Below are 17,107 nucleotides of genomic sequence, written 5' to 3' on the forward strand. Positions count from 1 at the left end.
TCTAATTATAAATAGAGCTTTGTTAAACATTATTGCTGATTTTGATTAGGTTACGGGTATTTTACTTCCAATATATGTTAACCTATAATTGTGTAAAAAGTGAGAATAAGAGAGCAAATGGAATCTGAGTTTGTATCGGAGGTTAAAAATGATAGAACAAATTAAAGTTGTTGCAAACGCCGACTATCCGTTAGAAGGGATATTGACGTTACCAGATTCTCATACAGAAAAAGTCCCTGCAGTTGTATTTGTACACGGTTCCGGTGCCTTAGATAAAGATGAAACAATTGGTGCAAACAAGCTTTTTCGAGACCTTGCGGATGGACTTGCAAATCAAGGGATTGCATCGCTTCGGTATAACAAGCGAACCTTCGCTCATGGTAAGCAGATGGTTCAAGAACTCGGCGGTAAACTTTCCGTCAAAGAAGAGGTCATAGAGGACGCGATTGTGGCTGTCGAAATGCTAAAAAAAGATCCCCGTGTGGATGAAAATCGCATTTTCATAATTGGTCATAGTTTAGGCGGGACACTTGCTCCCAGAATCGATTGCGAAGGCGGAGATGTGGCAGGATTAATAATCTTAGCTGGCACTCCTCGAAAGCTTGAAGAAGTTATCCTAAACCAAAATGAAGATTCCATAAAGCAGCTTAATGCATCTCAACAAGAAATAGCCTTAAAGCAAGTAAAAGAACTGCAAGACAAGTTTGATGCCATATCCGAAATGACGGTTGAGATGGCGCAGCAGACCATTTTGTTCGGTTCTGTTTACGCTTGGTATTTTAAAGAAATGAATCAACATTCTACAAAGGATTATCTATCACAAAGTAAAAAAGCGATTTTCGTCGTACAGGGTGATAAAGATGTACAGGTTTCCGTTGAAAAAGATTTCGATCGATACCGTGAAATGTTAAAAGACCACCCCGATGTCACATTCAAGCTCTATCCCGGTTTGAACCACATGTTTATGAAAGCAGTATTTGGTACGTTGAAAGACATATGGGATGAATATAATATTCCACAATCCGTGGATAGGAATGTTTTAGAAGATATGGCAAAATGGATATTGTCGAAATAAGCCAAATTAGTTTGTGTGATTACACCTGCAGGCGATGTACACGGTACCATTTCTTATGATTGAACTAGCGGCTACATAGTTCCATTGACCACCTCATAACGGGTGGTTTTCTTTTGCTCGAAAATCGACATTCAATGATGACATAGCCATAAATAAAAAAATCGAATATACAGTCGATCTAGTTGTACAAGATGGATTGCTTCGGTAGCTCTTTTTTTCATTCTATAATATGGAAGTATAGTTACATAAGGATTATATTATGAAGTTTAAAAAAAGGAAAATAATGGGCTTATATAGAAACTCCTATATATGGATACATATGAGGAATTATTATGTCTGAATTCAAAAGCATTAATGTTGAAAATATAAATATTGTTGATAAAGATGGAACTGTAATAATGAGAACATTCCACCTGCTATTGTGGATGGAAAAGATTTTCTTCCAGGTCACAGGCAAAAAGATCCTATTGCTGGATTAATGTTTTATAACGGAGAAGGTGATGAGTGTGGAGGACTTATATATTTGGAAGTAAAAAAGATGATATAGGAAACTATGAATCATACGCATCATTAACCTTTGATCAGTATAAACAAGATCAAGTCGTACAAATGCATTATATTGATGAGAATGAGCAAAAAAATTATGGTATTTCAATTTACGATAGACCTAATACACCTTTACCAGATCTTGTAGAAAAAACACATAAAATACAAAACTCTGAATTAACTGATGAGGAAATTGATAGAGCGTTAGAAAATATTTGGGAAGGAAATACGCCTCGCGCCTTTATGGGGAAGAATTCTAAAGGAGAAATAATAGTTCAACTATCAGATAGCAAAGGAAAACCTCGAATCAGAATGGTAGTAGACCAAAATGATATTCCTCGTATGGAATTTTTAGACGGAGAAGGAGAAGTTACATATAAAGTTCCACCTGAAATGTAATTTTCATCTTTTATTATCTATTACCCCTTTTCTTATGCTGTCAGTCATTTTATTGAACAAAATGGTAGGTTAGTTGAACAAGGGATAAACTACTTTTCAAGGAATATATTAATAAGATAATAAACTCAATAGGGGATTAAAATGGATCTAAAATTAAATGCAGAAGTAAATAGATTAGGGCTAACAATAGGACTTTTAACAATCGAGGATGTAATAAACTGGGCAGATAATGTAATTGAACATCATGATTTCCCACCTTATGAAATAATTGAATTATCTTTATCATCAAAAGAGAGTTTAGAGAAGGTTATTTTAAAGCTAATGATGTTCCAGGGTGAGGTTGATAACGATTTGCCTCCAAAAAAATAATACTTGGGTTACTAAATGAATACTTAAATACTACACAAGATATGTTTAATGCCATAAAAATAATGGATAAGTTAATCAACTATCTACCTGATAGTTGTGAGTTGATAGAGTTAGAAATTCATTCTATATCAGATGGATTTTATTTAGCTGAGCAACAAATATATGGAGAGTTGAAAGATGTGCATAATACTCTAAGATTATTTCTGGATAACTTCATAGATTATACAAAATATCTTTCTTGAGTTATTGTACTAAAGCATGTGATAGTTGAACAACTAGGGGGCTGCTTCGGTAGCCAATTATTTTGTAGCAACTGGCAGTTTAGTTTTTAATATGGGAAAAGGGATCTCTAGGATTCTTTTGGGTGAAAGTTTTTTATTATATAAGTTTTATTAGGTCAAAATTTAAAGTTTTCGAGAGGGGAAATTATATGAATCCTATTTTATTAGATGTTCCGTTACAAATAGAAACAGACAGACTAATTCTTCGAGCACCACTTCAAGCTGGTGACGGGAATGTAGTATACGAAGCTATAAATGATTCATTTAATGAGTTAAAGCAATGGTTGCATTTATTTCAGTCAATTCCTACTATTGAAGAAACGGAAATTCTCCTTAGAAATGCCCATATAGATTTTTTGAAAAGAGAAAGTTTTCGCTATCTTATCTATCATAAGGATACTAATGATTTTATTGGAACTGCTAGCCTTCACAGAATTAATTGGGAGATTTCTAAATGTGAAATTGGATACTGGATTAACACACAATTTAGTGGCAATGGATATATGACAGAAACAGTAAGTGAGTTAACAAACCTTGGCTTTCAGCTATTCAAATTTAGAAGGATTGAAATACGCTGTGAATCTAATAACACTAAAAGTCGTTCGATCCCTGAAAAACTAGGTTTTGAGCTTGAAGGGATATTACGTAATGAAGATCTTACAGCTGACGGTAAAAAACTAACTGATACTTGCATCTATGCAAAGGTAAATTAGAATAAAATATTAAAATCCCTAGTACAACTAACGCATACATTAGTGAATAAAAAAAGACTAGCGCCTCTATTAAAAAGTACCCTATAGAATAGACAAATTAAAAAGTCTACTCTATAGGGTACTTTTGTTTATTATTAGAAAAACCGGAATCGTGGAAATTTGAGACGAGTAAATAAAAAGTTAGTTCAAAAGTTATCATTTACATTGAATTTAAGCGTATTTGTAGTCTATTTCTATAGCTCAAAAATCAAGTTTTAAATTTAACTAAGACTTTATTTAAAATAAAACTTTTTCTTTTCCCAATAATTTACTAGATTAGTATGCATTTCCCTTGGTTTTTCAATTTCAAACCATTCAATACTCCCGCTATATCTCCAAAAAATATTTTTTAAGGGAAGTTTATGTCTTAAACGAACTTGCTCTTCTTTCGAATAATGAACACGAATAAAGGTAGTTCTGGAAGATTTTGTTTTAATAAATTCAATTTTTTCAATTTCATCCCAAAATATTTTATTACCAACAAAGTCTACAACTACACCTTCCTCGTCCGAGTATATCCCGATCCCTTTTTTACGATAATTCCAAAATTTTATTGAATCCCCAAAAAGTAAAAAGATAAATAACAAGAAGCCAATGAATACAAATATTTTTGAAATTGAGAAATGTTTGGTACCTGTTATTACCATCAAAAGTATAAAAAGAAATAGTGCACCAAATATGGCAAAAAGGAATATTGTTAAAATCTTTGGTGTGTATACTTTCACTTTTCTATACACGTCTCCTTATCTACATCTATCCTTATTTTACTAAAGAATATTTTGAATATGTGTAGGAAAAAAAGTGATTTTTGCGTTTTTGTTACTAAAGAAATTTATTTAACAGTCCAATTTGGCATACGGAAAATGGGGTATAGAAAATTAGCAATCTAAAAAAATAATACTTTTAATTCCATTTTTGAATAAAGTTAAACGAGGAATTTAGCAAATCTTCAGAAAAAGTAATTGAAAAACGACATTAGTGTCGTTATAATTAAATGAAAACGACATGAATGTCGGTTTCAAGGGGGCTAAGCAAGATGGAGGGTTTAAGGAATAATAAAGGTTTCTTAACATTGATGGTTGCTCAAGCGATTTCAAATATTGGTGATTGGTTAAGTATTGTCGCGATCATTACGCTTGTAGGGTTAAAATGGAATGCTTCACCAATTGAAGTATCATTTATTATTTTATGTCTCGCTGTTCCGATGGCGTTATTAGGACCTGTTGCGGGAACGATAGCAGATCGTTTTAGTAGAAAGCAATTGATGGTTCTATCTGACATTGTACGTGCTGGTTTATTTGTTTTACTGGCATTAGCAAATACTTTGTGGATGGTCTATATTTGTTTGTTTATAATCGGATTGTTTTCAGCTGTCTTTAATCCTGCAAAAAATGGTAAGTTAAAAGAACTAGTTCCTAATGATGAAATAAAGAGCGCAATGTCAATTACAACTATGATTGACTCGGCTACAAAAATTTTTGGACCGATTTTGAGTGGAATACTCGTATCGGCAGCTGGAACAACACCAGTATTTTATATTAATTCAGTATCATTTATTATTTCTGCGATCTTAATTTTCATGCTTCCAAAAGTTGCCCAGCAGAATAAAGAAGAAAAAGTGAAAGATAAAGCTACATCTTCCTATAAAACTGAATTTATGGAAGGCGTTACATTTATTAAATCAAATACTCAGATTTTAGTAGGTATGCTATTTTTAGGTTTTAGTCTCTTAATCTTGCAGTTATCTGATTCGCAAATTATAGTTTTAATTAGGGAACTTAAACATGCGTCGCCAGGTTTATTTGGCTATTTAGTAACAGGATCTGGAGTAGGAATGTTTTTTTCAAGTTTAATTTTAGCGAAAAAAACAAATTATCGTGCTTATAATTTAATGTTAATTGGAGTTTTTGGAATCGGACTTGGTTTTGGTATGATGGCTTTATTCACACATTTTAATCTCGATTTATCAATTGTTTGGGCACCATTATTAGGATTGTTTGCAGGATTTGCAGCTGGCTTAGTATTTGTTCCATTCCAGGCATCTGTTCAAGTCGATACACCAGTTGAGTTAACTGGTAGAGTATTTGGTGTAATAGGAAGTGTTACCACAACAGCAACAATTATCGGACCTTTATTAGGTGGATGGCTATCAACAGTAATAGGTGTCATTCCTACCTTTATTATAACTGCATCACTTTTAGTCTTTGTCTCACTAATAGGATTCTTAACGAAAAATAGAGTAGAGCGGGGGAAGAAAGATGTCTCCGAAAGTCAGCAAGGAGCACCAACAGCAACGTCGAACTAAAATTTTAGAAGCAGCAAAACAAGTGTTTATTGATAATGGATATGAAAGAACGACTATGAAACATGTGATGGACGCATCAAATGTTAGTAGAGGTGGGTTATACCAATATTTTGCTAATAAAGAAGAAGTGTTTGAATCACTTTTATATGAGTCACTATTGAGAGTGTCTGAAGAAACAAGTGAATTATTGAATCAAAATGTTGATTCATATTGGGAATTACTTTTATTAAGAATGTTCGGTAAAAGCAGAGTGCCAAATGATCGAATGGATCCTTTGGCACCAATTACTTTAGAGTTTTTCATAACTGGTCGAAATGATGAAAGAAGAAAAAGGTATGGGAAAGAACGATACTTTTATGGTATTAAAATCTTTTCTGATGTTTTAAAAGGAGGTCAAAAAAACAAAGAATTTAGTAAAAAGTATGATAGTGAAGTTTTAGCAAGAATGATTGTTTCATTTATTGATGGACTTGCACTCGACTATGCAATACTCTCAGCGGATGAAATAATGATGGAAGAACAATCGATTTTGTTCGTTCAATTTTTAAAATTTGCTCTCGAAATAGAATGAAATTTCGGATTGATATTGAATGAACATCACGAATAATTAAGATTATTTATTTAACATGTTCCAAGTCTTTTCTCCAACAATTCCGTCAGGTGTTAGTCCAATATGCTGTTGAAATAGCTTTATGGCATTGCAGTCTGAGTTCCGAAATGACCGTCTGGCGTAATGCCTAAAAGCTGTTGAATGGTAATGACATAAATATTTGAAGCTCCCATTTTAATTACATGCCCGGGATATTTTAATGAGTGATTTAATAAATGCCCTACATTTATTTTGAAATGATTAAAAATATCATTATATTTTACGAACGGGTATGGACACGGTTTTCTAGTAACATCAAAATGACGGACGATATCTTTTTGAGTTAAATGAAACATTGAACATAAATCATTCACAACCATAACAGTTCGATTGATCGTCGTATTTGAAATACGATTATTCTTTTCTACACACATTTCAACTGAAATTGATAATAAATTGGCATTTGGCTTTAATGCTTCAACACCTCGAAAGGGTACACCATTCACATAAGTATATTTTTCATTTGCATGGAATGTAGCCTCATTTAAAGGAATAATACAAATTGCCTCTTTAGGATCCACAAAAATATGTGCTGAAGTATATGTTGGATCTAATTGCCTCCGCATTTTGCCCAGGCAAAACCTCACCAAAATATTTATAATGTCCGTTAGCAGTCGCACCAGGATTTGAAGTCCAATGAATGGCGATTTTTCTAACTGCATTTAATTTTTGACCTGATCTTGTATATTGATTAATTGGTAAGAATTTATTTTTCCAACTTGGCATGAAACAACCTCCTTATGAAATTTTTAAGGATTTTTAGTAAAAAAGCTGTTTAATTCCATTTGTCTAGTATTAGACTATGAAAACGAAATATTTATCATGTTGAAAATGGCCTGAATTCAAGTTTAAAAGAAGGTATACAATTAAATTGATTGAATTCATATAAGAGAAGCAAATGTTTACTAAAAATGGTGAAAGATTTTAGGAGGTACCAAATGAAAGAGGTAAAAAAAGCTAAAATCGAAAGTTCATTGACCGTTTTATTAGTATCTGATTTTGAAAAATCGAAAAAATATTACGAAGAATGTTTAGGTTGTGAAGTTAATGAATATTGGGCGATAAGGGATGATTTTGGATTAGGATTTAAGTTAATCCAGGCGAATAATAAGGAAGATGTTAAACCTAACAAAGGTACTTGGAATACTTATGCTTATGTGAATAATTTTGATGAATTAAATTTGATATTTGATGAATTAAAAACAAATGGAGCTATAATCGTTACCGAGCCTGAAATAAGCGAATTTGATTGGGGAGATTGGAAGGAGTTCTCGGTACGAGACTTGGACGGTTATGTAATTGGATTCGGAACAGGGCATAAAATTGAAAACTAAGAAAATGGCTATACTAATCGTGACCAAAGGAGTGATTAGATGAATTTTCGATCAAAGGATCAAATTTTAACAGAACAACCTTCAATTGAAAGAAAAATAGAATTTAGAGGTAATAAATACAAATTAGTTGATACAGTTCATGATGTTTCCCACGGTGGGTTTGAAGATCTTACATGTTATACATACCGAAATGAAACGGATAACGCAGAAATATTACTATATGTGCAAAAAGGAAAAATCGTAATTGTTGAACCTTAAGAATAGGTTTTAAGACTGCCTCTTATACTTCAGGCAGTTTTTATTTATTTTAAGACTAATATGAAGATATTTAGAGATATTAAGTAGAAAAATGAAACGATAGATTTGGAAAAATAGGGGGCATTTGGATTGAAAAAAATTATTTTTTTATTCTCAATTTTTTTGTTAACTGCTTGTTCGAATGGAAACGGTGCAGTTGAATCATTAAAAAAAGAATATCCTAAAACGATAAAGCAAGTAGTAGATCAATTGCCTAAAGATGTACAAAATGAACTAGTTGTACCAGAAAGGATACCGTTTAGAGCAAAGGATGTCACAATGGATGTACAAAAAAATCAAAAAAATGGAGCTATTAATGCTACCTCTTTTAATTACTCAAATGAAGAAGTAGAGGTCACAATGTTTGTCATCACTTATCATAATAAACAACCTTCTTTCCCAGATGAACAACAGCAATTAAAAACAACAAAATTAAAAGATGGAACAAAAGTTTTGATTGTTGCGGATGATGATAATACAAAAACAATTCGTTGGAAGAAAGATGGGCTTTATCATTCAATTTCACTTCTTTTTTCAGAGGAAACTGGTAAGCAATACGCTATTAGAGATTTAGTAAAAACTGCGAATTCGATGAGTAAATAATGAAAAGAGACCGCCAAAAAAATGACGGTCATTTTTTTTACACATTAAGAAAGTATAAATTAGCAAACAGAGAAGAAAAATCGACGTAGATGCCAATTTTAGGTATAAGTATAAGTGCAAATACGCATCTGCCTTCTCCTAATGGCTCGCCAATCGACGAGTTTTCTTTATGATTTTTTAACTTCATTAAGTCCTTCAGTATTTGATTTACTCGGAGCAAAATAGCCTTCTGAATTAACTGCAGCTGGTATAGGTTGCCCTTTATTTATGTTTTTCTTTTTTACATGTGGATTTTGATTGTGACCCATGAATATCACCTCCAAATTTAGTATGTGCTATATTTCTAACTTACTTTCGGAATTGTTATTAACAATAAGTGGGAAGTAATTTGCTAAACAATTTTCTTCTTTTCTTGGCTATGTTTTCTTGAACGATTAAGTATTAATAAAGCTAATATTGAAAAGAAAATTGGTCCTGCAATCATCCAAATTGTTGAGTTGAGATCACCTTCAATAGCCGGTTGAATGATCGTAAAAAAGTTTGCAAATCCAACGACTAAAATAACAAGAATGCTCGCAAATAAAGAAGATGAATTTGATTTTAAAATTTGGAATGGTTTTTCAATTTGATCATTCCTTTTAAACATTGGATACGCAATACCTAAAAATATATAAGGTAATGTCATTGAAACATTTGTCATTAAAGTTATTTTATTAAAAAAGGCAGATGCTCCTTGACCGCCAAAGGAAGTTAGGACAATAATGATTGAAACGATCGAAAATTGCACCCACATTGCATTGACTGGCATTCCTTTTTCATTCGTATCTGAAAATTTAGTCGGCCATAAATATTTTGGTGTTCCCTTAATGATTGTTTTTAATGGAGCATAAATTAATGTGAAAAATGCTCCGGTATATGCAAGAAACATTGATAAACCAGTAATTCTTGCAAACCAAATCCCAATTTGATCGGCAGTATGTGATGATAAAGTAAATGCTTTTCCAAGTTCTAATCCTAAATTGTACATAAGTACATATGTTATGTTCCCTAAGTTCGTTGTACTAGCACTTAAATCATTTGACCAGTTAATAAAGATACCTACTAAAAAAATGCCTAACGAATATCCTACTGAAATAATAATTGCTGAAATTGTTATCCCCTTCGGAAAGTTACGTTCAGCGTTTTCCGTTTGATCAACTAAACTGCCGATAGCTTCTAACCCACCATATGCAAAGATTGCAAATACAACAAATGATAAGATTGCGAGTGTAGATAGATAATTTGGATTTGGTGAGTGAGCAAATGCTGATGAAAAACTTTTAATTGGTTGAGCAAATTTGCCGCCATTTAATACAAAAATAATGATACTTGTAATTAACAACACTATATTTAAAGAGAAAACTGTGATACCACCAATTGTTGTGACTTTACTAATACTTTCAATTCCTTTCGAAGCGAAAAATGTCACAACTAACATCCAAAGTAATGCTAATAAGCCAATTGATTGAGTAGAAGAAAGTCCAAATAATGAAAGTGATTGCGTTTTGTCACTACCAAAAATGAACGTTGATAGTGGAATCCAAACCTTTGAGGAGACACTTACCATATAAATTACATAGGAAGAGAACCACATAAAGGTTCCAATAAAAGCGAACCTAGGCCCAACCGAATCAGCCATCCATGTATAAATTCCACCTTCTGAATGCTTATATGCAGCTCCGAACTCAGCCATCATAAAAGCAAAAGGAATAAAAAACGTAATAGCTGAGAGTAAATACCAGGGAATTGCACTATATCCCATTAAATAAAATGCAGTAGGAATATTTCCAAAACCATATACAGTTGTAAATACCATTAAAATTAAGCCAACAAGTGAAAGTTTTTTACTCAAGATCTCACCTCAGGTAATTAGTCGATTATAAATGAATAATAATAGTTTCTTCAATAATCGGTAAATTATGAGGACATAACAAATGGTCTGGTTTTACTAATTTTTTAGAAATAATAAAGAATAGTTTCGTTCTATTTTTCAAACGCTAAGTTGATTAATAAATACTTAAATTGGTTTTTTTGAAAGAGAAAGGATGAACTAAATGAGCTTTAATGAAGTAGTATTAAGAGTCATATGCTCATTTTTTGTTTTATTTATTTTAACTAGATTAATGGGGAAGAAGGAGATTAGTCAATTAGATGTTTTTCCATTTATAACAGCGATTACAATTGGGAATATAGCGGCATCAATTACGACTTCTAAAACATTAGATATTGAGGATGGAATCATTGGATTAGTTGGATGGGCAGTTTTGACGATCATCATGGGGTATTTAAGTTTAAAATCTAAAAATTTACGGCGGCTGATCCTTGGAGAGCCAATTATTTTAATTAGACAAGGAAAAATAATGGAAAATGCATTAAAAAAAGCTAGAATAGATACAGAGCAATTTCAAGGAATGCTACGTAATGAGAATATCTATTCGTTGAAAGATGTAGAGTACGCAATATTTGAAATTGATGGCAGTCTATCTATTATGAAAACAAAAGATGTTAAAACGAAAAAAAATAAAAAATGGAAAAAAACTTTATTATTTCCAACTTCAACAGCAGTGGTATCTGACGGGGAAGTAAATGAAGATGCATTATCAAATTTAAACTTGGATAAAAAATGGTTAATGGCGCAACTTGAAAGGGTAGGCATAAAATCAATTTCAGATGTGTTTTTTGTTGAAGTACAAACTGATGGGTCCTTATATATCGACTACCGAGATGATCATTTCAATGAAGGAGAAACTTAATTGACTCACATCCTACAGTGGATATGAGTCAATTAAGTTTTTATCAAATTATTCGTAAATCGGCACCCAGCCTTCAGTAGATACAAACAAGCGAACAGCAACTACTTTACGATCCTCTGCTAACGTGAAATAGTGGCGTACATTTGGAGGTACAGAAATTAAATCTCCAGGATTCAAATTAACATGGAAAAAGCCTTCATTTCCTTCGATAATAAACGCACCGTGACCGCTAACAATGAAGCGAACTTCGTCATCCGTATGATGATGCTCACGGTTGAAGTTTTTAAGTAATTCATCAAGATTTGGAGTTGCTTCTGAAAGAGTAATAATATCACTCGCTAAATAGCCACGTCTTGATGAAATACTGTCGATTTCAGCTTTAAATGTTTCAAGAATTGCTGCTTTTTCATCATCTGATAAAATAAATTTTTCTTGTAACGAACTATGTAATTGTTCGATATTCCAATTTTCATAAATTACACCTTGTTCTTCTAAATATGCTTTTACTTCAACATCACTTGTAATATGATAATCTTTTTTTTCTACCCAAATTGTTGCCATTCTTCATTCCTCCAAATTAATTCTTTATAAATGTATTTTTTTGTATACCTTGTAATGCGTATTGGAATAGAAACTCATAAGCTTCTAAATGCTTTTTAGCCTCAAATGCTGACTCGGCCCAAACTGTTATACCATGATTATGAATTAATACAGCACCATGATCATTCTTTATATGTGGAAGAAATTCATTTGCAAGAGTAGGGATATGCGCATGATTTTTTATGATTGGTATTGTAATTTCTGCATCTTCTTCCCATAGTCCTAATGCTTTAATAATTTCGATACCAGAAAAAGATAACTCATCTTGATATGGAAAATCCTTTGTTATAAAGTTATTTGCTAAAGTGTGTACATGAAGAACGCACTTTGCATTTGTGTGTTGATAAATTAGACGATGTAAAATGGCTTCAGCTGATGGTTTTTTTGATTCATCCCAAACAGATTGGTCAAATTCATTAACGAGTAAAAAATCGTCATAAGTATGTTTCGTTTTATCTTTACCACTAGTTGTAACTAAAAAGTTTAAAGGTTCTTCATTTACTTTAATTGATAAATTACCGCTAGTTCCTAAAAACCAATCTCGATCAGCAAGTACTTTTTTTACTTCGCGGATTTCATCATAATGCTTGAAAAAGTCCTTCATACTAACACCTCCTTCTCTAATGAAGCTCGGATATCATAGAAATTTTCAAAAGGAATGAAAGGTAATGATAGTTCTTCACATTTATCTTTTAAGAAATCTCGAGCAAAAATTAAATTGGCTTCTTTTGCAATTTGTAAGTCGGTAATTGAATCGCCAATGACAATGATAAAATCATTTGATTCACTAAATTTTCTTTTAACAGATGGTTTACACATTCCACAATCATTCGTACAGTTTTCATCACAAGAATGATCCCAATGAATTTTTACAGTTTGACCTGTAAAGTCTGTACGATTACATAAAATATCCGAAAGTGGAAGGTAATCCTCTAATATAGGACGAACGAAAAAATCTAGTCCGCCACTTACAACTTTTAACTCATATTGTTGAACGCTTACAAATTGAATAAAATCGCTAAAACCATCTCGAATGACAGTACGATCGATTACAAAATCGGTCATTTCTTGTTTTTTCGTTGAAGGAATTGTAGCAAACATTTTCTCTACGCCTTCTCGAATTGATAGATTGCCATTTAATACTTCACCTGTTAATTCACTTACTGACGGTGGAGCAAATTCTTTAATTAAATTAACGATATTGTCTCCCTCAGTAATTGTTCCATCAAAATCACAAAAAATCTTTATTGCCATTGTTGTTTACCCCCAAAGTTGTAATGCTTTTTGCAGTGATGTATTTGGAAGTGCGTAGTCTTTTAGTTCAACTCCAGACAATGTTGCTGAAATTGCTTCTCTAAATGCATTACCTCCACCAATTGGTCCATCCGGATGACCATGAACACCGCCGCCAGCGTTGATGACTTGCTCAATTCCAAAATCTTGAATTAATTGAGGCACAAGTGCAGGGTGAATTCCAGCAGAAGGTACTGGGAATGACTCTTTTAATCCATTTGATATTGTTAAATTTTCAGCAATTTTTAAAGCTGTCTCTTTTTGTAATGCAACTGAACCATATGGCGAAGGGAATAAACTAAAATCTGCACCCGCAATTCGTAAAAGTTTCCCTAGCAATAATCCTGTGTCAATTCCATAAATTGGTGATGCTGTAAACGCACCCGATACAGCAGGATGGGCCATAATTGGAACATTAATTGATGGATCCTCTGCCAAACCTTGAAGAACATCGATTCCATACGAGAACACATTTAATAAAAATACATCAGCACCAGCTTCAGCAGCACGTAATGCTTTTTCTTTTAACTCATATGTACGGCCAGTTAAATTCACCGCGTATAATGTTTTGTGTCCTGTTTTTTCATAAACTTGGTTCAAAATATTTTTACCATTAGTCACGCGATCCGTTATAGATGTATTCGTGTCAAAAAGTATCTCGTCGTCTTTAATTAAATCAACGCCGCCTAAAGCTTGCTTTTTTAATTCCTCTGAAATGTATTGAATATCTCTGCCGATAATTGATTTGAAAATGCTCATTAATAAAGGTCGATCATATACATCCAATTTCTCCCGAATGCCTTTAATACCAAACTTTGGACCCGGAAAAAGAGTTAAAATGTCATTAGTAAAATTTAAATCAATTAGTTTAATTTCACCATCAAGGGATAGCTTACCGAAAACGGTTGTTAAAATAGCTGGAAGATCAGCTGAAAAATTTAAGCTAGGATAATAGATTTCAATAATCCCTTTTGTCGGTTTATATCCTAAAAAGTTAACGATATTTTCTTCGCATTCTATTTCACGAACTGAAAGAACTTTACCTTTATGTTTTTGTAATTGAATTTGATCATTTTGAGGTAAAGACGTCCAAGAACCAACCGTTAAACCTAAAGCGATTGACTCTGCCTTTTTTTCTAAATGATGATTTTTATCATAAACTTGGTAAGTTGCTATTACTCCACTCATTTCAAAACCTCCAAAAAGTTTTAATCAAACAAAAAACCTCTCCACTAAGGAGAGGTTTACCTACACCTTATCTGTCAGCAAATGCTGCGAGAATTAGCACCGTACTAGTTAACTAGCCGGTTGCCGGGTTTCATCGGGCTCGGTCCCTCCACCTACTCTGAATAAAGTAATATTTAATTTTGAATTCTTAATCTAATCGAATTATTTCATGAACAATCACAATTGTCAAACATTAAATTTTGAAAATATTTCAATCTCTTTTAATCTAGCAACTGCTTCCTTCAGTCTGTCAGTATCGGATAGTAGGCCGACTCTTACATAACCTTCACCATATTCTCCAAATCCATTTCCTGGAGCGACTGCAATATGAGCTTTTTCAAGTAATAGATCAGCAAATTCCTGTGATGTAAAACCAGATGGAATTTTTAACCATGCAAAAAAGGATCCTGCTGGTGCAGTTACTTCCCATCCAATTTCGTGGCAACCACTAATAAATACATTTCTACGCTCTTCATAAAGTGCTAATAGTTGTTTTACACTTTCTTGAGATTCAGTTAGCGCAACAGCGGCAGCTTCTTGAACAGCAGGGAAGATGCTAACGTAAAGATGATCTTGTAATAGATTAATTGCTGAAATAACTTCTTTATTTCCAACTGCAAAACCGATTCTCCAACCAGCCATATTATAAGTTTTAGAAAGGGTATAAATTTCAATCCCGCATTCCTTTGCTCCTGGTGTTTGAAGATAACTTAAAGGTTTTTTTCCGTCAAAACCAAATGCTCCGTAAGCAAAATCATGACAAACTGTAATCTGATTATTTCTTGCAAGCTCAACTGTTTCTTTAAAAAATTCTTCTGTTGCTATAGCACCTGTGGGATTATTTGGATAATTGATAAATAATATTTTACTAGCATCCAAAACATCCTGAGGGATTAATTTATAATCTGGTAAAAATTGATTTTGTTCAAGTAATGGAAGCATGTATGGTACTGTTTTTGAAAGAGATATACCAGATAAATAGTCTGGATAGCCTGGGTCTGGAACTAAAATTGTATCTCCCGCGTCACATAAACAAAGTGGTAGCTCAACTAATCCAGCTTTTCCACCGAATAATATGGCTACTTCTTCCTCTGGGTCTAAATCAACATCATACTCTCGTTTATAAAATTCTACAACAGCATTTTTTAATGAGCTCATTCCTCTAAACGGAGAATAACGATGGGTTAAAGGGTTTTCAACTGACTTTTGTAAAGCTTTTATAATATGGTCGGGTGTAGGTTGGTCTGGATTTCCTTGACCAAGATTAATGACATCATGACCATTACCTATTGACTGATTTACTTTTTGGACTAGTGAAGCAAAAAATTGTTTTGGTAAATTGTTTAATAGTTTACTATGATTCAAGTTAATCACTCCAAAAATATAATAAAATTAATTTGATTAGATCGTTTCTTAACCGAATGATTTTCATGAACGACTGTTGCAATAACTTTCACCATCATATATGCTCGATTTAAAAATGTCTATAAAATTTAGAATAGGGTGAATAAATTGTGATTAAAATTGCGTGTATTCAATCTGACGTTATTTTAGGTGAATCAAAGTCTAATTTAGAGAAAATGAAAACTCAAATAAACGAAGCTGTTAAAGAAAATGTACGTGTAATTGTATTACCAGAGTTATGGACAACAGGCTATTGTCTGGAAGAAATTGGCTTGCACACAGGTGAACAAGAAGCGGTTATTTCTGAACTTCAGTCCATCGCAAAATCAAATAACGTAATATTGATTGCTGGGTCGTTCCCGATTGCAAGAAAAAATGGTGTTACGAATACGTTAATTGTTATTAGCAGCACTGGCGAATTAGTAAAAACTTATGATAAAGTTCATTTGTTCCAGTTAATGAACGAGCATCACTATCTTCAATCAGGGGAATCAGATGGACTGTTTGAAATCGATGGATTAACGGCTGCAGGTTTTGTTTGCTATGATTTGCGTTTCCCTGAATGGATTGGAGCTCATTCTCAAAAGGGTGCAAAAGTTTTATTTTTTGTCGCTGAATGGCCAATTCAAAGAATGAATCATTGGGAAATCTTATTAAAAGCAAGAGCAATCGAAAATCAGTGTTATGTTGTTGCTTGTAATCGAGTAGGAAAAGATTTAGCGAATACATTTGGTGGAGGATCAGTGATCATTGACCCTTGGGGAGAAATAGTTTCCAAAGGCAGCACGAATGAAGAAATCGTATTTGGCGAAATTGATCCGAAAAAAGTCGATGAAATACGCGGTACAATCCCTATTTTTGAAGACAGAAAAGAAGAAATTTACAAAAAGTTTCAAAAAAGTAATTGACAAATTAAAAATCTATAAACTAAAATACGATTATAAAATCAAATATGCGAACTCTTATTTCGAGTAGGCGGAGGGATTTGGCCCGACGATGCCCAGCAACCGACCATAATACCATTGTGAAATGGGGCGTATTGTTTACGCCTGAGCTTAAATGCTCAGTAAGGCACGGTGCTAATTCCAACAGAAAAGAAATTTTCTGGTAGATAAGAGACGAAAGCCAATTAGTATTGCCTCTTTTCGTCTCGGAAAAGAGGCTTTTTATTTTGCAAAATT

General features: G+C 32.9%; 23 protein-coding genes and 2 riboswitches. Of the genes, 12 read left to right on the plus strand and 11 right to left on the minus strand.

From position 1 onward, the window contains the following. The first annotated feature begins 148 nt into the window (after positions 1-148). From ACFVR2_RS19215 to ACFVR2_RS19235, 5 genes are all read left to right on the plus strand, one after another. On the plus strand, positions 149-1,075 hold the full coding sequence (locus ACFVR2_RS19215) for an alpha/beta hydrolase family protein (protein ID WP_387365334.1): 927 nt from the start codon (positions 149-151) through the stop codon (positions 1,073-1,075). Positions 1,076-1,407: 332 nt separating this feature from the next. Beyond that, the gene (locus ACFVR2_RS19220; protein ID WP_387365337.1) at positions 1,408-1,554 is read left to right on the plus strand and encodes a hypothetical protein; all 147 of its coding nucleotides are present in this window, start codon (positions 1,408-1,410) and stop codon (positions 1,552-1,554) included. A gap of 25 nt (positions 1,555-1,579) precedes the next feature. Continuing rightward, positions 1,580-2,020, plus strand: coding sequence for a hypothetical protein (locus tag ACFVR2_RS19225; RefSeq protein ID WP_387365340.1), 441 nt, complete (start codon positions 1,580-1,582; stop codon positions 2,018-2,020). 141 nt (positions 2,021-2,161) lie between these two features. Then, the gene (locus tag ACFVR2_RS19230; protein ID WP_387365343.1) at positions 2,162-2,389 is read left to right on the plus strand and encodes a hypothetical protein; all 228 of its coding nucleotides are present in this window, start codon (positions 2,162-2,164) and stop codon (positions 2,387-2,389) included. A gap of 430 nt (positions 2,390-2,819) precedes the next feature. Next, positions 2,820-3,383, plus strand: a complete 564-nt coding sequence (locus ACFVR2_RS19235; protein WP_387365346.1) for a GNAT family N-acetyltransferase — start codon at positions 2,820-2,822, stop codon at positions 3,381-3,383. A gap of 272 nt (positions 3,384-3,655) precedes the next feature. Here ACFVR2_RS19235 and ACFVR2_RS19240 read toward each other — a convergent pair whose 3' ends face one another. Beyond that, positions 3,656-4,147 carry a hypothetical protein gene (locus ACFVR2_RS19240; RefSeq protein ID WP_387365349.1) on the minus strand — a complete coding sequence of 164 codons (492 nt, stop codon included), beginning with the start codon at positions 4,145-4,147 and terminating at the stop codon, positions 3,656-3,658. A 311-nt stretch (positions 4,148-4,458) separates the two neighbouring features. Between ACFVR2_RS19240 and ACFVR2_RS19245 the strand changes: the two genes are divergently transcribed. Both ACFVR2_RS19245 and ACFVR2_RS19250 read left to right on the plus strand, forming a co-directional pair. Then, positions 4,459-5,727, plus strand: coding sequence for an MFS transporter (locus ACFVR2_RS19245; RefSeq protein WP_387365352.1), 1,269 nt, complete (start codon positions 4,459-4,461; stop codon positions 5,725-5,727). Continuing rightward, positions 5,681-6,298, plus strand: coding sequence for a TetR/AcrR family transcriptional regulator (locus tag ACFVR2_RS19250; RefSeq protein ID WP_387365355.1), 618 nt, complete (start codon positions 5,681-5,683; stop codon positions 6,296-6,298). The genes ACFVR2_RS19245 and ACFVR2_RS19250 overlap by 47 nt, the downstream gene beginning before the upstream one ends. 42 nt (positions 6,299-6,340) lie before the next feature. Here ACFVR2_RS19250 and ACFVR2_RS19255 read toward each other — a convergent pair whose 3' ends face one another. The 3 genes from ACFVR2_RS19255 to ACFVR2_RS19265 are packed head-to-tail and all read right to left on the minus strand — an operon-like array spanning position 6,341 to position 7,102. Further along, positions 6,341-6,421 carry a peptidoglycan-binding domain-containing protein gene (locus tag ACFVR2_RS19255; protein WP_387366178.1) on the minus strand — a complete coding sequence of 27 codons (81 nt, stop codon included), beginning with the start codon at positions 6,419-6,421 and terminating at the stop codon, positions 6,341-6,343. Next, a complete protein-coding gene (locus ACFVR2_RS19260; protein WP_387365358.1) occupies positions 6,418-6,942 on the minus strand; it encodes an N-acetylmuramoyl-L-alanine amidase in 525 nt (174 codons plus the stop codon). The genes ACFVR2_RS19255 and ACFVR2_RS19260 overlap by 4 nt, the downstream gene beginning before the upstream one ends. After that, the gene (locus ACFVR2_RS19265; protein WP_387365361.1) at positions 6,887-7,102 is read right to left on the minus strand and encodes a hypothetical protein; all 216 of its coding nucleotides are present in this window, start codon (positions 7,100-7,102) and stop codon (positions 6,887-6,889) included. Before ACFVR2_RS19265 ends, ACFVR2_RS19260 begins: the two co-directional genes overlap by 56 nt. A 212-nt stretch (positions 7,103-7,314) precedes the next feature. Here ACFVR2_RS19265 and ACFVR2_RS19270 point away from each other — a divergent pair, with 212 nt between their 5' ends. From ACFVR2_RS19270 to ACFVR2_RS19280, 3 genes are all read left to right on the plus strand, one after another. Continuing rightward, positions 7,315-7,710, plus strand: a complete 396-nt coding sequence (locus ACFVR2_RS19270; protein WP_387365364.1) for a VOC family protein — start codon at positions 7,315-7,317, stop codon at positions 7,708-7,710. Positions 7,711-7,749: 39 nt separating this feature from the next. Then, positions 7,750-7,968: a hypothetical protein gene (locus ACFVR2_RS19275; RefSeq protein WP_387365366.1), complete on the plus strand. Its 219-nt coding sequence runs from the start codon at positions 7,750-7,752 to the stop codon at positions 7,966-7,968. Between the two features lie 129 nt (positions 7,969-8,097). Continuing rightward, a complete protein-coding gene (locus ACFVR2_RS19280; protein ID WP_387365369.1) occupies positions 8,098-8,610 on the plus strand; it encodes a hypothetical protein in 513 nt (170 codons plus the stop codon). Positions 8,611-8,777: 167 nt separating this feature from the next. Here ACFVR2_RS19280 and ACFVR2_RS19285 read toward each other — a convergent pair whose 3' ends face one another. Further along, complete coding sequence (locus ACFVR2_RS19285) at positions 8,778-8,918, minus strand: hypothetical protein (protein WP_387365372.1); 141 nt, start codon at positions 8,916-8,918, stop codon at positions 8,778-8,780. Between the two features lie 83 nt (positions 8,919-9,001). Beyond that, entirely contained in the window at positions 9,002-10,501 is a 1,500-nt protein-coding gene (gene yjeM, locus ACFVR2_RS19290) for a glutamate/gamma-aminobutyrate family transporter YjeM (protein WP_387365375.1), read from the minus strand. Between the two features lie 202 nt (positions 10,502-10,703). Between yjeM and ACFVR2_RS19295 the strand changes: the two genes are divergently transcribed. Further along, positions 10,704-11,402, plus strand: coding sequence for a DUF421 domain-containing protein (locus tag ACFVR2_RS19295; RefSeq protein ID WP_387365378.1), 699 nt, complete (start codon positions 10,704-10,706; stop codon positions 11,400-11,402). A gap of 48 nt (positions 11,403-11,450) precedes the next feature. On the opposite strand, the gene ACFVR2_RS19300 is transcribed toward ACFVR2_RS19295, so the two are convergent. From ACFVR2_RS19300 to ACFVR2_RS19320, 5 genes are all read right to left on the minus strand, one after another. Beyond that, positions 11,451-11,963, minus strand: coding sequence for a cupin domain-containing protein (locus tag ACFVR2_RS19300; RefSeq protein ID WP_387365381.1), 513 nt, complete (start codon positions 11,961-11,963; stop codon positions 11,451-11,453). Between the two features lie 16 nt (positions 11,964-11,979). Next, complete coding sequence (locus ACFVR2_RS19305; RefSeq protein ID WP_069032279.1) at positions 11,980-12,606, minus strand: methylthioribulose 1-phosphate dehydratase; 627 nt, start codon at positions 12,604-12,606, stop codon at positions 11,980-11,982. Next, positions 12,603-13,256: a 2-hydroxy-3-keto-5-methylthiopentenyl-1-phosphate phosphatase gene (locus ACFVR2_RS19310; RefSeq protein WP_387365385.1), complete on the minus strand. Its 654-nt coding sequence runs from the start codon at positions 13,254-13,256 to the stop codon at positions 12,603-12,605. The genes ACFVR2_RS19305 and ACFVR2_RS19310 overlap by 4 nt, the downstream gene beginning before the upstream one ends. 6 nt (positions 13,257-13,262) lie before the next feature. After that, positions 13,263-14,483: a 2,3-diketo-5-methylthiopentyl-1-phosphate enolase gene (locus ACFVR2_RS19315; protein WP_387365388.1), complete on the minus strand. Its 1,221-nt coding sequence runs from the start codon at positions 14,481-14,483 to the stop codon at positions 13,263-13,265. Positions 14,484-14,547: 64 nt separating this feature from the next. Beyond that, positions 14,548-14,651, minus strand: a riboswitch (SAM riboswitch). A gap of 57 nt (positions 14,652-14,708) precedes the next feature. Next, entirely contained in the window at positions 14,709-15,896 is a 1,188-nt protein-coding gene (locus tag ACFVR2_RS19320; RefSeq protein WP_387365391.1) for a pyridoxal phosphate-dependent aminotransferase, read from the minus strand. A gap of 143 nt (positions 15,897-16,039) precedes the next feature. On the opposite strand from ACFVR2_RS19320, the gene ACFVR2_RS19325 reads away from it, so the two are divergent. Then, the gene (locus tag ACFVR2_RS19325; protein ID WP_387366181.1) at positions 16,040-16,834 is read left to right on the plus strand and encodes a carbon-nitrogen family hydrolase; all 795 of its coding nucleotides are present in this window, start codon (positions 16,040-16,042) and stop codon (positions 16,832-16,834) included. Between the two features lie 51 nt (positions 16,835-16,885). Continuing rightward, positions 16,886-17,044, plus strand: a riboswitch (SAM riboswitch). The last annotated feature ends 63 nt before the right edge of the window (positions 17,045-17,107 follow it).

This window comes from Gottfriedia sp. NPDC057991 (assembly GCF_042886615.1).
Taxonomy (GTDB): domain Bacteria; phylum Bacillota; class Bacilli; order Bacillales; family Bacillaceae_G; genus Gottfriedia.

Bases quoted from the DNA above. Each gene is read 5' to 3' on its own strand.
- ACFVR2_RS19215 (WP_387365334.1), top strand. From the start codon at position 149: ATGATAGAACAAATTAAAGTTGTTGCAAACGCCGACTATCCGTTAGAA.
- ACFVR2_RS19220 (WP_387365337.1), top strand. From the start codon at position 1,408: ATGTCTGAATTCAAAAGCATTAATGTTGAAAATATAAATATTGTTGAT.
- ACFVR2_RS19230 (WP_387365343.1), top strand. From the start codon at position 2,162: ATGGATCTAAAATTAAATGCAGAAGTAAATAGATTAGGGCTAACAATA.
- ACFVR2_RS19235 (WP_387365346.1), top strand. From the start codon at position 2,820: ATGAATCCTATTTTATTAGATGTTCCGTTACAAATAGAAACAGACAGA.
- ACFVR2_RS19245 (WP_387365352.1), top strand. From the start codon at position 4,459: ATGGAGGGTTTAAGGAATAATAAAGGTTTCTTAACATTGATGGTTGCT.
- ACFVR2_RS19250 (WP_387365355.1), top strand. From the start codon at position 5,681: ATGTCTCCGAAAGTCAGCAAGGAGCACCAACAGCAACGTCGAACTAAA.
- ACFVR2_RS19260 (WP_387365358.1), bottom strand. From the start codon at position 6,942: ATGCGGAGGCAATTAGATCCAACATATACTTCAGCACATATTTTTGTG.
- ACFVR2_RS19265 (WP_387365361.1), bottom strand. From the start codon at position 7,102: ATGCCAAGTTGGAAAAATAAATTCTTACCAATTAATCAATATACAAGA.
- ACFVR2_RS19270 (WP_387365364.1), top strand. From the start codon at position 7,315: ATGAAAGAGGTAAAAAAAGCTAAAATCGAAAGTTCATTGACCGTTTTA.
- ACFVR2_RS19275 (WP_387365366.1), top strand. From the start codon at position 7,750: ATGAATTTTCGATCAAAGGATCAAATTTTAACAGAACAACCTTCAATT.
- ACFVR2_RS19285 (WP_387365372.1), bottom strand. From the start codon at position 8,918: ATGGGTCACAATCAAAATCCACATGTAAAAAAGAAAAACATAAATAAA.
- ACFVR2_RS19295 (WP_387365378.1), top strand. From the start codon at position 10,704: ATGAGCTTTAATGAAGTAGTATTAAGAGTCATATGCTCATTTTTTGTT.
- ACFVR2_RS19300 (WP_387365381.1), bottom strand. From the start codon at position 11,963: ATGGCAACAATTTGGGTAGAAAAAAAAGATTATCATATTACAAGTGAT.
- ACFVR2_RS19305 (WP_069032279.1), bottom strand. From the start codon at position 12,606: ATGAAGGACTTTTTCAAGCATTATGATGAAATCCGCGAAGTAAAAAAA.
- ACFVR2_RS19310 (WP_387365385.1), bottom strand. From the start codon at position 13,256: ATGGCAATAAAGATTTTTTGTGATTTTGATGGAACAATTACTGAGGGA.
- ACFVR2_RS19315 (WP_387365388.1), bottom strand. From the start codon at position 14,483: ATGAGTGGAGTAATAGCAACTTACCAAGTTTATGATAAAAATCATCAT.